Origin of the sequence: Micromonospora sp. NPDC049662 (assembly GCF_040675055.1) — a bacterium.
In the GTDB taxonomy this organism is placed as follows: Bacteria; Actinomycetota; Actinomycetes; order Mycobacteriales; family Micromonosporaceae; genus Micromonospora.
In genome coordinates, this window is record NZ_JBFAOC010000009.1 from 72,316 (window position 1) to 85,623 (window position 13,308).

At 66.8% G+C, this 13,308-nt stretch carries 13 protein-coding genes; 12 read left to right on the plus strand and 1 reads right to left on the minus strand.

Going from position 1 to position 13,308, the window contains the following annotated elements:
* Window positions 1-124: 124 nt before the first annotated feature.
* The 9 genes from AB0J36_RS09785 (at window position 125) to AB0J36_RS09825 (ending at window position 10,039) form a co-directional block, all read left to right on the plus strand.
* A complete protein-coding gene (locus AB0J36_RS09785; RefSeq protein ID WP_357392526.1) occupies window positions 125-1,357 on the plus strand; it encodes a helix-turn-helix transcriptional regulator in 1,233 nt (410 codons plus the stop codon).
* 3 nt (window positions 1,358-1,360) lie between these two features.
* Window positions 1,361-2,077, plus strand: a complete 717-nt coding sequence (locus AB0J36_RS09790; protein ID WP_357392527.1) for a creatininase family protein — start codon at window positions 1,361-1,363, stop codon at window positions 2,075-2,077.
* A 275-nt stretch (window positions 2,078-2,352) separates the two neighbouring features.
* Entirely contained in the window at window positions 2,353-2,787 is a 435-nt protein-coding gene (locus tag AB0J36_RS09795) for an NUDIX domain-containing protein (RefSeq protein ID WP_357392528.1), read from the plus strand.
* Window positions 2,788-3,065: 278 nt separating this feature from the next.
* Window positions 3,066-4,229, plus strand: a complete 1,164-nt coding sequence (locus AB0J36_RS09800; protein ID WP_357392529.1) for a cytochrome P450 — start codon at window positions 3,066-3,068, stop codon at window positions 4,227-4,229.
* Between the two features lie 91 nt (window positions 4,230-4,320).
* On the plus strand, window positions 4,321-5,664 hold the full coding sequence (locus AB0J36_RS09805; RefSeq protein WP_357392530.1) for a hypothetical protein: 1,344 nt from the start codon (window positions 4,321-4,323) through the stop codon (window positions 5,662-5,664).
* 76 nt (window positions 5,665-5,740) lie between these two features.
* On the plus strand, window positions 5,741-6,703 hold the full coding sequence (locus tag AB0J36_RS09810) for an aspartyl/asparaginyl beta-hydroxylase domain-containing protein (protein ID WP_357392531.1): 963 nt from the start codon (window positions 5,741-5,743) through the stop codon (window positions 6,701-6,703).
* A 56-nt stretch (window positions 6,704-6,759) separates the two neighbouring features.
* Window positions 6,760-7,905: a glycine amidinotransferase gene (locus AB0J36_RS09815; RefSeq protein ID WP_363660395.1), complete on the plus strand. Its 1,146-nt coding sequence runs from the start codon at window positions 6,760-6,762 to the stop codon at window positions 7,903-7,905.
* The gene (locus AB0J36_RS09820) at window positions 7,902-9,209 is read left to right on the plus strand and encodes an ATP-grasp domain-containing protein (RefSeq protein WP_357392533.1); all 1,308 of its coding nucleotides are present in this window, start codon (window positions 7,902-7,904) and stop codon (window positions 9,207-9,209) included. Before AB0J36_RS09815 ends, AB0J36_RS09820 begins: the two co-directional genes overlap by 4 nt.
* Window positions 9,210-9,211: 2 nt before the next feature.
* Window positions 9,212-10,039 (plus strand): methyltransferase domain-containing protein, encoded by an 828-nt coding sequence (locus AB0J36_RS09825; RefSeq protein WP_363660396.1) that lies wholly within the window; start codon window positions 9,212-9,214, stop codon window positions 10,037-10,039.
* Here AB0J36_RS09825 and AB0J36_RS09830 read toward each other — a convergent pair.
* Window positions 10,032-11,021 carry an aminoglycoside phosphotransferase family protein gene (locus tag AB0J36_RS09830; RefSeq protein WP_357392535.1) on the minus strand — a complete coding sequence of 330 codons (990 nt, stop codon included), beginning with the start codon at window positions 11,019-11,021 and terminating at the stop codon, window positions 10,032-10,034. The genes AB0J36_RS09825 and AB0J36_RS09830 overlap by 8 nt on opposite strands.
* A 143-nt stretch (window positions 11,022-11,164) precedes the next feature.
* Between AB0J36_RS09830 and AB0J36_RS09835 the strand changes: the two genes are divergently transcribed.
* The 3 genes from AB0J36_RS09835 (at window position 11,165) to AB0J36_RS09845 (ending at window position 13,299) form a co-directional block, all read left to right on the plus strand.
* Window positions 11,165-11,968: a class I SAM-dependent methyltransferase gene (locus AB0J36_RS09835; RefSeq protein ID WP_357392536.1), complete on the plus strand. Its 804-nt coding sequence runs from the start codon at window positions 11,165-11,167 to the stop codon at window positions 11,966-11,968.
* Between the two features lie 210 nt (window positions 11,969-12,178).
* Window positions 12,179-12,706, plus strand: coding sequence for a DUF6244 family protein (locus tag AB0J36_RS09840; RefSeq protein WP_357392537.1), 528 nt, complete (start codon window positions 12,179-12,181; stop codon window positions 12,704-12,706).
* A gap of 194 nt (window positions 12,707-12,900) precedes the next feature.
* Entirely contained in the window at window positions 12,901-13,299 is a 399-nt protein-coding gene (locus tag AB0J36_RS09845; protein ID WP_357392538.1) for a hypothetical protein, read from the plus strand.
* Window positions 13,300-13,308: the final 9 nt, after the last annotated feature.

Here is a 13,308-nt window from a genome sequence, read left to right on the forward strand (position 1 = left end):
AGTCGATAGCGGTGATGCGGACATAGGGCGTTGTCCGCATGCAACTGTCCGCGTAACGTTCGATCACGTATGGTCAGGCCCGTCTGACTGCGGCGGCGACGGGAAACGGCATCCAGGAGTACCGGTGGCTCAGGTTCCACGACGGCTGACCCCGCATCGATCAGTGCTGCATGGGTTCGGTGCCGTGCTGCGAGAGTGGCGCGAGTGCCGCGGGCTGTCTCAGCGCGCTCTAGGCAGGCTGGTGCACGTCAGTGGGGACCTCGTCGGCAAGGTGGAGAAGGCTGAACGTTGGCCGTCCGCCCGCCTCGTCGAGTCGTGTGAGGCCGCACTGCAGGCGGGTGGTGAGCTGCTCCGCTTCCTGCCAGACCTCGAACGCGAGCGTCGACTGACTGGCCTCGACCAGCGCTCGGCCGACGGTGGGGATGGCCTGCTCGGGGGCGTCATGGATCATCCCGAGGATTTTGACCTGCTCCCACCCTGGCACGAGCAACTCGTCCGCCTTGCCACTGCCGGAAATCGCATCGGTTATGCGGGGATGGCGTCCACCGCCCATGCGCAGATCAGCGCCGCTGCCACCATCGGGCGGCGGAGCAGCGCGACCGACCGTCGAGACGTACTCATCGCCCAGGCACTGTGGGCCGAGTTCCTCAGCTGGATCGACGAGCAGAGCGATGCCGCCGAGGCGGACGCATGGCTGCGACGCGCCCAGCAACACGCCGTCGAGGCCAACGCGCCGGCACTGGCAAGCTACGTCCTGATGAGGCAGAGCCAACGCGCCCTCGAACGATTCGACCCGCGTAGGGCTGCTGTCCTGGCGCGGCAGGCGCTGGACGAGGTCCGGCTACCAGGCCGCATTCGCGCTCTTCTGCTGGTCCGTCAAGCCCAGGCTTACGCGATGGGAGGTGACCAGAGCGCCTGTGTAGCCAGCATCGACAAGGCGCACAGGGTCGCCGGCAGCGCCGACGGGGACTCAGAGCTGCCGGTCGATGTTGGTGCCCACTGCAACCCGGTGTACGTGGCTGCCCACGAGGCGCAGTGCCGTCTGCTGCTCGGCCAGCCGGCGGCGGCAGCTGATCTCTACGAGCAACTCCTTCAGCACTGGCCAGCTCAGTGGCGCGTCGACGAGGCCCTGTGGCGATCGGTCCTGTCTACCGCCTACGTCAACAGCGGCGACGTCGAACGCGCTGCGACCGAGGCCAGCAAAGCCCTGACGCTGGCCTCCGGTACCTCCTCCGCCCGGGCTCTGCGCTGGTTGAACCCCACGGCGGTGGCCCTTCGACAGCAGCCAGCCGTTCCCGAGGCGGCGGCCTTCGTGCTCGCATATCGGCAGGCGACTCTCGAAGCGTGTAACCATTAGCCCGTGGACCTGATCACCACAGCAACGAGCACCGACGAGTCCGAGCGAGCAGCGTCCGTCGCGGTCCTCCCAGTCGGGAGCTTCGAACAGCACGGCGCCCACCTGCCGCTGCTGACGGACACCATCGTGGCATGCGCGATTGCGAAGGCAGTCGCTGAGCGCTACGACCTCTTCCTACTTCCGCCCGTGACGATCTCCTGCTCACACGAGCACGCCTCGTGGCGTGGAACAGTCAGTATCAGCGCCACCACCCTCACCGCCGTGGTCGTTGACATCGCCGCCTCCCTGCATGAATCGGGCATCGATCAGCTCGCCGTGATCAACGGACACGGCGGGAACTACGCGCTTGCCAACGTCGTTCAGGAAGCCAACGTCGCCGGACCTCGGATGACTCTGTTCCCCGCTCGGGCCGACTGGGACGACGCTCGACTGGCCGCCGGCCTGCACAGCACCGCCCACCAGGACATGCACGCTGGCGAACTCGAGGTTTCGCTGCTCCTGCACGTTGCGCCGGAGGTGGTGCGTGACGGCTTCCAGCATGCAGACCACGTAGCGGACGACCGACGTCACCTCCTCACGCGGGGCATGGGTGGATACACCACCAGCGGCGTCATCGGCTTGCCGTCCCACGGCACTGAAGCCAAGGGCAAGGCGGCGCTCGAGGACCTTGTCCGCTCTTTCGCCAATCATTACGGCCTCCTGCCGGGGCCCAAGGCATGAGCAGGAATTGATGCTGGCGGTTCGGGCACCGCATTTCCGCATCGACTGACCGGGCGTCGTCTGCCATCGTCGCCTCGGTCGAAGCCGCCCCATGCGGACAAGTGCTGTTGTCCGCATCCGGTCCGCATCGATCATGGCGCCAGTGGATGTCTAATGGTTGACCTGGGGCGCTGACGACAGCTCCATCGTCGTTCGAGCGGGCAGATGATGCCTCGCTTCAGCGCTGTAGGGGCGCGGCCTGGTATCGAGCCCCCGACGTCGAGTGGAGGGTCGTCATGCCCGAAAAAGTCGTCACACACAAGGCGCTCTGCTACATCGTGCGGGACAGGCGGCTGCTCGTTTTACGTCATACCGACTACAGCTACGAAGAGGTGGGCATCCAGGTACCGGGTGGCAGCATTCGCCCTGGTGAGATTCCGGAGGATGCGGCGCTGCGCGAAGCCCGCGAGGAGACCGGGCTCACGGACTTCAAGGTTGTCCGCAAGCTGGGTGAGTCCGAGTACGACATCAGCCCTCTCCGGTTTGAGGTCCAGCAGCGGCACATCTTCCACTTGGAGCTCACCGAGCCCACGCCACCGCGGTGGTCGAGCCAGGAAGACCACGACGGCACCCATCAGCCCACCCAGTTCGAATGCTTCTGGGTGCCGTTGACGGCGGGGCACATCCTGCAATCCGGCCAGGGTGCGCTCCTGGGCCGACTCTACGACTGACAGATCCGCCTCGGCGCTCGAAGCCACACGATCAAGACCTACGCACTGATCTGCCTCACGAATTCCGCGGCGCGACCGCACGCCCCGTGCACCTTCCTCCGAGCGAGGCCTCGGCCCAGGTGCACTGCGGTGAGTCGATTGTGCCGGCCAACCAGAAGGTTTGCGAGAGGAGGTCGACCATGTCCTACGACCACTGATCCGGATAGGCGAGGCCGGGGCCGGCCTGCGCCAGCCCCGGCCCGATCTCCAACCGATCCGGACTGTCAGGAGGGTTGCCCGTGTCCCTGACCACCTACGACCCGTTGGATCCGTCGACGCTGACCGATCCGTATCCGGTTCTCGCCACTCTGCGACGGTCCACTCCGGTCTTCTGGCACGAGGGCATGCGCTCATGGGCGCTGACCCGGTACGGCGACTGCGTGACCGTGCTGCGCGACCATGCACTCTTCGCCCGCGACCCACGCCGCACCGGGGGCACCGTGCCGCAGCCAAGCCTGAGCGTGCAGTCCTTGGATCCGCCGGAGCAGTCGCAGGTACGCAGCCTGTTCATGAACGCGCTGCATGCCCAGGACCTGGTCGCTGTCGAGCGGCGAGCCGGACGGGTCATGGCCGCTTGTCTCGACGAGATCAACGGTCGCGTGGAGTTCGACGTGATGACCGAATTCGCTGCACCGTTGGCGGTAGCAGTCATCTCGGACCTTCTCGGCGTCGACCAACCCGACGTGCACTCCTTCGCCCAGACGTCGGACGCGATCATGCGGAGCATGGACGCCGACCTGGATCCAACGACTGCCGAACCAGGCAGGATCGCCCGCCAGCAGTTGAGTGCGATGGTCGAGACCTGGTTTGCCGCCTCTGGTCGGCCCGGCGTTCTGTCCCACGTCCGGGGGCATGCTAGTCCATTGTCCAACGCTGATCTCAGTCAATATGTGCGCAACACCGCCCGGGTGATGTTCCAGGGCGGATACAGCACGATGGTCGCCGCTGTCGGCAACGCCGTGCACACCTTGATGCGGTATCCGCAAGTACTGGATCAGATGCGCGATCCGGCCGTCCTACGTACCGGTGTGGACGAGCTAGTCCGCTACGACGGGCCGGTGCAGGGCACGAGCCGAATCACGACCTCGACCACCAAGATCGGCGATGTCACCGTACGCGCGGGCGCAAAAGTCCTGCTCCTCTTCGCCGCCGCCAACCACGACCCGGCGCAGTTTCCGGAGCCGGAACGTCTCCTGCTCGACCGCAGGCAGGGACGACATCTCGGCTACGGATGGGGCGCCCACGCGTGCATCGGCACGGTGCCCGCCCAGATGGCTCTGCGCGTACTGGTCAACGGACTGCTGCAGCACCCGATGCGGCTCCGGCTCGCTGGAGAACCGCTTCGTCGTCGCACCGCGACCATGCGCGTCTTCGAGTCGCTGCCGGCCACCTCCCACCTCTGACGATCCACCCCTGACGGCCCGCACTCGCCGACAACGGCCCACTCGCCGGACGGAGCGACCACCTACAGCGCCGCGCTACCTGGGAGCGAGCATGAGGATTCTCATCGGCAACCACATCGACCCCGCCATCCGAGACCGCAAGGACCTGCGCGCATGGACGCAGCGCGTCCTATGGTTCGCCCGCGACGGCGACCTGATCGTGCTCAGCGACGATCCCGATCCGCAGTTTCTGCACTACGCGACCTCCTTCACTGGTGTGGACCCGCAGGCACTGCGCATCCTGATCCCGCCAGCGGGTAGCCACGCCGGACTGCTACTCGACCCCGAGAGCCTGATCAGAGACGACTTCCTCCAGACCATCCGCCGCGCGCTCGGCGACGACGGCCCGGAGCGTGTAGACGAGGTCTTCGCGCTGTGGCCGTCGGCGTCCGTGGCCCGCTTCGCCTCGGCCTTGGGCATCCGCGACCGCTTCGCTGGCAGCGACTTCTTCGCCCAGGGAGGCGGGGAACTAGTCAACAACAAAGCGACCTTCCGGGCTCTCGCTGCCGGCGCCGGAGTGCCGACTCCTGCGGGAGCGGTCTGTCGTAGCGACGGCGAAGCGGTCGACGCGACCGTATCCCTGTTGGGTGGGGCGGGCGCCGTCGTGGTGAAACAAGCGCACAACGGCGCTGGTGTCGGCAACCAGCTACTACTTCGTGATCCACTGCTCGCCTCCGACCACGTCGGCGCCCGCCACCTCTACCACCTTGCCGACGGCCGCAGGGAAGCGGTCGAGGCTTACTGGCGTCAACGCTGGGACTGGGCCTCCGCGGACGAGCGCTTCCCCGTCGTCGTCGAGGAGTTCGTCCCGGAGGCCAGGTCCATCTACTCCGAGCACCACGCCGACGATCCGGGGACACGGCCCACCGAGTCCGGGGAGCTGCTGTACGTCGGGCGGCGCCTGAGCCACCAGATCGTGCCGCTGCGCGGCGTGGACGACGGCGTCCGTTCACAGCTCTTGCGGGGCGGGGGACGGCTGGCCGACACCTACCGCGCGTTGGGCTACCGCGGCCACCTGAGCGCGGACGCGATCGTCACCGCCGATGGGCGAGTGCTGTTCACCGAGGTCAACGCACAGGTGTCCGGCTCACTGCACATCTATCAGGTCATCGCTCATCGCATCGTCGACACCGCGGCAGCCCCACGGCGGTCGGTGGTGGAGTACCACACCGCTCCGACCTGGGCCGTTTCCGACGCCGACACCTTCTTGAAGGCAGTCGACGAACTCGGGTACGGCTATGACCCTGTCACCCGCACCGGTGTCATCGTCTCGATGCCGATCATCCCGGTCGGGGCCGAGAGCGCCCACTTCCTCTTCTGCGTCGCCTACGGCGAGGAAGCCGAGCACCAGGCGATCTGGGACGGGCTCGATTCCCGCTTTCGCGGACACACCTGAGGCTAACCGCGGCAGTGACAGCGTCGACGCGTCCCGCCGGTACCTCGCCTGACATTCGAATTCGAGGAGGTCATCAATGCTCCCATCCGAGCGCCCCGCGCTTGCCGAGGCTGCGAGGCTCACTCCGTCCTTCGACGCCGACCGGCTCGCCTGCGAACTGGCCGATGTCACCGGCCACCGGTGGCAGCACCAACGCATCCACGCGGTCGGCGGCGACATCGGCGCGGCCGCCACGATCGATTGGCGGGTCCTGCCGCTCCGAAGCCCCGGTGGCGACGCAGAACGCACCGATCCCGGCGGCCCCGGTCCGGTCGACTTTGCCCCCACCGTGTGGCTACGGCAGCTGCCGTATCTACGCGAGATCCTCGCTGCGGTCCCGGCCCCACTCAACGCCGTACGGTTGATGGCACTTGGCCCTGGCGCCACTTCGCGGCCACACCGAGATCCGAAGTACGCCCTTTCCCGGGGCCTCGTACGGCTGCACATCCCGCTGGTGACCCACGAGGATGCGGTGCTCGTCCTCGATGGCGTTGAGCACTGCTGGCAGCCCGGGCAGTTCTGGTACGGGGACTTCTCTCGGCAGCACCTGGTGCGCAACACCGGCCCAGTCACCCGGATACATGCAGTAATCGACGCCCTGTTCACCGCCAAGCTGGCCGCCCTGTTTCCCACGGCCTGGCAGGTCGCCTTCGCCGATACAGACATCCTGTTCAACCGGCCGACGCCGCCGCCGGCACCTTGCCCGGTCACTCTGCCGCACACAGTGCATGTTCCCCGTGGCTTCACTGACTTCGAAAACGACCAGCCGCTGGACGGTCCACCACAGCTCGCACGGGTCGGCGAGCCCGACGGACGGCTGACGCTCACCGCCGCCGGTCGCGTCTTCGCCCTGACACCGGTCGGCCCGGACGAGTACCGCTTCGTCGGTTGGAGCGAACAGCGCAGCCTGCAACTCACCCCCGGCGAGACGGTGCTCTATGCGCGTCGTGGTCGGTCGCGAGAGCAGCACCGCCTGCCCTTCCCAGCCAACCTCCGATGACGGGCACGGTGCCTTCCCGAACAGCGCCCGATCCACGCACACAAAGGAGGTTCATCATGAAGCTGAACAGCCACGACGACTTCACACCGCTGCGCGAGATCATCGTGGGATCCGCAGCCAACTACCTCAGTCACGACCGCGACGTCACCTTTGAGCTCTTCCACCACGACATTCTGGGGGGTTTCCGATCGGACTGGGCCTATCCCCGCCTGACCGTGGCTGGCAGCGCCGGCACGGGGCGAAGGTGGGCGATCAGCCAGCGCTACACCGAGGAACTCCACGAGGACGTCGAGGACCTGGCCACTACCCTCGTCGGTCTCGGCGTCACGGTGCACCGGCCGCTGCCTCTGCCACCGGACAGCGAACCCATCGCGGGTCTGGGTTGGCAGGCCGCACCCACGCCGGCTCTGAACATCCGCGACAACACTCTCATCCTCGGTGACGAGATCATCGAGACGCCACCCGCCATCCGCTCTCGTCACCTGGAGACCCGTCTGCTGGCCCCTGTCTTCCGCCGCTACTACGAGGCTGGAGCCAGGTGGACGACGATGCCCCGGCCTACTCTCACCGATCAATCCTTCGACCTCTCCTACGCCCGGGACAGCGCTACGACCCTGGGCGGCCCAACCGAACCGATCGCCGACGCCCGACCAAGCCCGTACGACGTCGGGCTCGAGATGATGCTGGACGGCGCCCAAGTCCTGCGCCTCGGCCGTGACCTGGTCGTCAACATCGCGCAGGACAACCACCGGATGGCAGTCGACTGGCTCGAGCGGCACCTCGACGGCCGCTACCGAATTCACCGGGTCTACCGCTTGGCCGACAACCACATCGACAGCATGCTCCTGGCGCTGAAACCCGGTGTGTTCCTCGCCCGCCACGACGGGATCCGTGACCAACTGCCCGCGCCGCTGAGGTCATGGAAGTTCATCGTCCCGCCGCAACCCGACCGCGGCGCATTCCCCGCCTACGACGACGCCGACCTGGTCCTCACCAGCCCCTACATCGATCTCAACGTCCTGTCCGTCGACCCGGACACCGTTCTGGTCAACGAAGACTGCCCAGGTCTGCTCAAGACCCTCGATGCCAACGGCTTCATCGCCATTCCAGTACGGCACCGACACCGACGGCTGTTTGGCGGCGGGTTCCACTGCTTCACCCTCGACACCCACCGCAACGGCCGGCTTGAGGACTACCTGTGAGCAGCACCCCGCGCATCCTGCTGCTAGAGCCGGGCGGGCCCGAGTCCGGTGCTCTTATCGATGCTGCGGCAACCCGCGGCTACGGGATTCACGCCGCCATCATGCCTGACCAGCACGCCGCCTACGGTCCCGATCTGCGCCGACGCTGGTCCGGCATTCTGCAGACCGACTTCTCCCACGCCGAGCAGGCCCTGTGCGACGTCGTTGACTACGCAAGCCGGATTGGCGCGAACGCGGTACTGACGACCAACGAATACCTGACCCCGCTGCTCGCTCAGGCGAGTGCCGCACTCGGCCTGCCCGGCAACGATCCGGCCCGAGCCGACGCCGCCCGCAACAAGATCGCGATGAGTAAGGCCTTCGCCCGCCACGGCGTGAGCGCCCCGCACACCCTCGTCGTCAACGACGAGGAACAGCTCCGCAGCCGATGCAACATGGGTCAGGTCGGCTTCCCCTGTGTCATTAAGCCCAGCGAGGCCGCTGGTGCCGTCGGCGTCACGGTCGTCTGCGAGGCGGCCGCCGCCACCGGTGCCTGGCGGGCCGCCCGCACCCTGAGCGGCATGTACGGCATGTCGCTCGACCCGCGAGTCCTCGTCCAGGAACACGTCGAGGGCGCCGAGTACAGCGTCGAGTCGCTGACGCAGGACGGAACGACGGCGCACCTCTGCGTCACCCGTAAGAACGTCACTGCCGGAGCGCACCGAGTGGAGGTGGGCCACAGCCTGCCTGCAACCCTTCCACCTGCGGTAATGCAGGCCGTCCATCAGCAGGTGGAGCGCGCCATCGACGCCGTCGGTATCCGCAACGGCGCCTCACACACCGAGATGATCCTCGGCTCGGACGGCAGGTGCTCTGTGATCGAGATCGGTGCCCGCGTCGGGGCCGGCCAGATCGGTTTCCTCATCCACCATGCCCTCGGCGTGGATCCGTGGTCGGCGCTGCTGGACGTCGCGCTCGGCCGCCCCGTCAAGCTCACCGCCACCCGTCGCCGCCATGCCACCGTACGGTTCCTGACCAGTCCGACAGCCGGGCGTCTCCGTTCGGTCACCGGCCTCCCCGAAGCCGGCGCCGGGATTCCGGACGTACGGCTGCGCGTCGCGGTTGGCGATGTCGTAGGACCGGCTCAGGCAAATCGCGGACGTCTCGGCTACTTCCTCGTCACGGGCGCAGACCGAGAGAGCGTCGATACCCGCGCGGAGCAACTGCTCGCCGGAATCACCATCACGATCGACCCGGAGGACGCTGACGGCGAGTCACCACATCACCAGCGCTCCCGTAACTTGGCCGGCCGAAAGGCGCGATGACCATGCCCAGCAAACCGGCACCCGAGCGGGGGCACTCCGCACCGCCCCTAGCGGATGAGTTCGACGAACTGTTCCGGAGCGAGGCCCATAACGGCAAGGGCTTCGCCAGAGTGGTACGGATGGTCGACCCGGCGATGCCGTCGGAGATCGAACCGTTCTCTTTCCTCTCGGCCAACCTCCTCTTCCACATCCGACAGCAGCTCGCAATCGACGAGGGCGCGATTCTTGCCGATCTAGGATGTGGGCGCGGTGGCCCTGGCCTGTGGCTGGCCCGCACCACAGGTGCCATCCTGATCGGCATCGACTTCTCCCCGGTCGCGACAACCTTGGCAAGGCAACGTGCCGCAACCTCTGGTATGAAGGCGAACGCCCACTTCGTGGTGGCCGACCTGAGTGCCACGGGACTTGCCGACCACGCCGTAACCTCGGCGATCTCCGTTGATGCGCTACAGTACGCCTCCGATCGGACCGCGGCCGCTGTCGAAACGCGGCGCATCCTCCGTCCCGGAGGACGCCTTATCCTCACCGGCTGGCATCCACGGCATCCGGGTGACAGTCGATTACCCGAGCGGCACCGGTTCAGCAACTGGCCCCGAGTTCTTACCCATGCCGGCTTCGTCGATGTGGAGTGCACCGAACGGCCTGACTGGACCGAGGTCTACCTGCGGAGCTACCGAACAGCGCTGGATTTGGGCGACCCGGACGGGGATCGCGCGCTGGCGGGTCTCCAGGCGGAGGCCCGAAGCCGCCTCCCGACCGCCCACCTGCTGCACCGGGTACTTGTCACCGCAACCGCCGGTTGGCCTCCTCGGGGCGGCGCTCTCAGGTGAGCTCGGCCAACACGGCGGCCATGGCTTCGAAGGTGCCTTGGACACCGTCGGCCTTGCCGAGTCGATGACGCTCCAAGCGGATGGCGCCGATGTGCCGCGCCTCGTAGATCAACGAGCGCAACACCGCAGACGCGGAGCGATCCGGGTGCCCGTAGCTGTCCCAGAACGCGTCACGTTCGGTGCCTGGCTTCGCCGCGGCCATGCGGATCGTCCAGTCCGCAGCCGGGTCACCCCACCATGTGCGGTCCAGGTCGAGCACTCCGGTAATGGTCGGCTCGTCGGCGACGGGGTCGAGCATCACGTTGACGGTCCACAGGTCGCCCGCAAGCATTCGCGGCTCGGTGATCTCGTCGAGGACGGCGCAGTGCTGGCCTGCCACCGCAGCAACCTCACGCACGTCGGCAGCGTCCAAGCCGACGCCGTCGAGATCGGCGGCAATGTCGTACAACGAGGCCACCACTGCCTGGCTCCACGTCGCAAACGCCGGACCTGCGACGGGACCGAAGGATGGTCCCCGCACCCCATGAACTCGGGAAGCGATCGTGCCCAACTGTCGGAAAAAGCCAGGCCAGGACGATCGGGGGTAGGCGCCGAGACGATCCGGCGCGGGAACGCCATCAAGGAACGTTTGCACCAGATAGTCTCGGGGGATCACCTCGTGAGACCAGTCCGCGGCGATGACCTGCGGCATCAGCGGCGCGAGCACGGTCAGCCAAGGCACACTGGCGAACTCGTTTCGCATCAGCTGTCGCTCGCTACGGAACTGCTTGTCCGGCTCCGGGGCGACCCGCAGCACTACCGGCCGCCCCCGCCCCGCTACGACGACCCGATAGGTGTTGTTGTACATCCCCGAGCCCAGCTCGATGGCCGACACGACGTGTGCGTCGGCACCGAAAACCCGCCGGCAGACCGCCTCGATCTCGTCGGCGGTCACCGACTGCTGAAATGACTCGGAGTTGCGCTCGATCGGTCGGAATTCCATGACGGCATCCTCGCGCTCATGGTGAGCATGGACGGACAGCCATCAGTCTGACAGGCCGAAATCGAGCCCTTCGGGCCTCTCCGCTCAACGCCCACGACCAGCCTCTAAAGCCCAGCATGCGGACCGACAAGGAGAACGTGCCTATGCCCAAGCAGCCCAACCAACTGTTCATTTCCACTGCCCCGTACTACGCCAAATATCGGCCCGGCTACGACCCCGCCATGTACGAGCATCTTCGCCTGCGCTTCAGCCTCGACGGCACTCAGCGCGTCGTGGACCTGGGGACCGGCACGGGCACGATCGCGCTGCCGCTCGCGGCGCTTGTCGGTGAAGTCATTGCCGTCGACCCGGAACCCGGCATGCTGCAAGAGGGCCGCGCACTCGCCGAAGCACAGCGCACAGGCAACATCACCTGGCGGCTCGGCGACTCCACGACCCTACCCGCGATGAACATCGGCCCAGTCCTGCTCACCGTCATGGGGGCGTCGTTTCACTGGACCGACCGGCACCAGACCCTGCGCGACATCGAAAAGATCATCGAGCCCGCCGGTGCCGTCGTCCTCGCCTCCGGTGGCGCACCGGGCGACATCGAACCGGCCCCCTGGACCGACGTCATCGCCGAGGTACGAACCCGCTACCTCGGTCCCAGCCGGCGTGCCAGCAGCGGTACTTACCAGCACCCCACAGAACGCCACCAAGATGTCCTCGCCCAGTCAACGTTCCGCCATCTCGAGATCCACACCTGGGATCGCACCATTACGCGGACCCTCGACGAGGTCATTGGGCTGCAGTTCTCCTACTCATACAGCAGCCAAGCGCAACTAGGACCAGACAAGGCGGGATTCGAAGCCGACCTTCGAGACGCCCTCATCAAGTACAGCCCCACCGGCTTGTTCGATGAACTCGTCCGCACCGAGGTCATCATCGGCGCCAGGACCCAGGGGTAGCCCGAGGCTACGGAGCGAGGGTCGACCGCTTGTTGCGCGAGAACTTTGAAACGAGATCAACTTCCACCACCAGCTATGTCGAGGTTCCACCGCCGATCTACGTCATGCCCGGGACCCAGGTCGACTGCCGATGTCTGGCGGGCCTCCCGGATACCCCGGTAGTTTCGGCTGCCGGACATCATCACGGTCTTCGATTGGGGAGTCGGCTACGTGTCGCACATCGAGAAGGTCACCGCTGAACTCCGAGCCCTGGCGGCAGGCGTCGAGCGCGCGCAGGGGTTGGCAGCCGCGGCAGACAGTCAGGCACAGGAGGTGGCCCTGCGAGCTGCGGGCGCTGGCTTCGCGGTGGTGGCGGTGGGCGTAACGCGAGTGCGCAGTGCGATCACCGATATTCAAGGCGGCCTGGGTAGCCTCGGCGGTTCGATCGGTGAGGCGACGAAGGCAACCGCGGCCGTTCCACACGGGGCGACTCCGCAGGAGACGATCGCCGGGCTGACACCCGTCCACGCCGCGGTAGACAGCACCCGAGACGCGACGGCAGCGACGATCGCTCAGGTTGGTGAGGCACAGCGGCTCGTCACCATGATCCTTCAGGGCGGGCAGCCCGGACCCCTGCTACAGGCGCTGGAAAGCATCAAGCAGGTCCTGGTACTGGTAGTCCAGCGCACCAGCACCACTCGGCAACTCATCGAAGCCGCGATCACTGAAGCACGGCAGATCGGGTCCTCGGGAAACTGATCGGGGCTGGCAGTCCCAGACCGGCCAGCCCGCCCCCTCTTGCCACCACCAATCCGAACCCGCCGCCTCCCGCCTCCGGCGGCGATGCCTCCGGTGACCGCAACCCCACGCCGTGGAGCCGGCACCCGACCGGCGTCCTCGGCGGATCACCCACCGGGCCCCGAACCAAAATTCCGCCACGGGCGGATCAGAGGGTGCAGCGTGCGTTGGAGTTGGAAAACGCGTGTGCCGACACCGTCGCCGGCAAGGGTTACCGCTTGCACCAGAACCCGACCAGACAGGAGATCGCCGAGGCGCGGAGGAACACGGGCGACGGCGGGAAGCCGGACAAGGACCCGGACTACCTGATCGAAGGCCATGTCTTCGACTGCTACTCGCCGACCCCCGCGAAAGCCACGCGCGGCGTCTGGACGGAAGTGTCGGGGAAGGTGGCCAGCCAGCAGACCCAACGGATCATGCTCAACCTGCAGGACTGGCGTGGCGACCTCGGCACCCTGCAGAAGCAGTTCGACGACTGGCCCATCCACCACCTCAAAGAACTCACAGCGCTGACCCGCAGCGGTGAGATCATTCAAATCGTCCGACGAGACTGAGAAGGCAGG

Excerpts from the sequence above, each read along its gene's own strand:
- AB0J36_RS09830 (WP_357392535.1), bottom strand. The coding sequence starts at position 11,021 with ATGGAATTCCGACCGATCGAGCGCAACTCCGAGTCATTTCAGCAGTCG.
- AB0J36_RS09810 (WP_357392531.1), top strand. The coding sequence starts at position 5,741 with ATGCTCCCATCCGAGCGCCCCGCGCTTGCCGAGGCTGCGAGGCTCACT.
- AB0J36_RS09815 (WP_363660395.1), top strand. The coding sequence starts at position 6,760 with ATGAAGCTGAACAGCCACGACGACTTCACACCGCTGCGCGAGATCATC.
- AB0J36_RS09795 (WP_357392528.1), top strand. The coding sequence starts at position 2,353 with ATGCCCGAAAAAGTCGTCACACACAAGGCGCTCTGCTACATCGTGCGG.
- AB0J36_RS09835 (WP_357392536.1), top strand. The coding sequence starts at position 11,165 with ATGCCCAAGCAGCCCAACCAACTGTTCATTTCCACTGCCCCGTACTAC.
- AB0J36_RS09825 (WP_363660396.1), top strand. The coding sequence starts at position 9,212 with ATGCCCAGCAAACCGGCACCCGAGCGGGGGCACTCCGCACCGCCCCTA.
- AB0J36_RS09805 (WP_357392530.1), top strand. The coding sequence starts at position 4,321 with ATGAGGATTCTCATCGGCAACCACATCGACCCCGCCATCCGAGACCGC.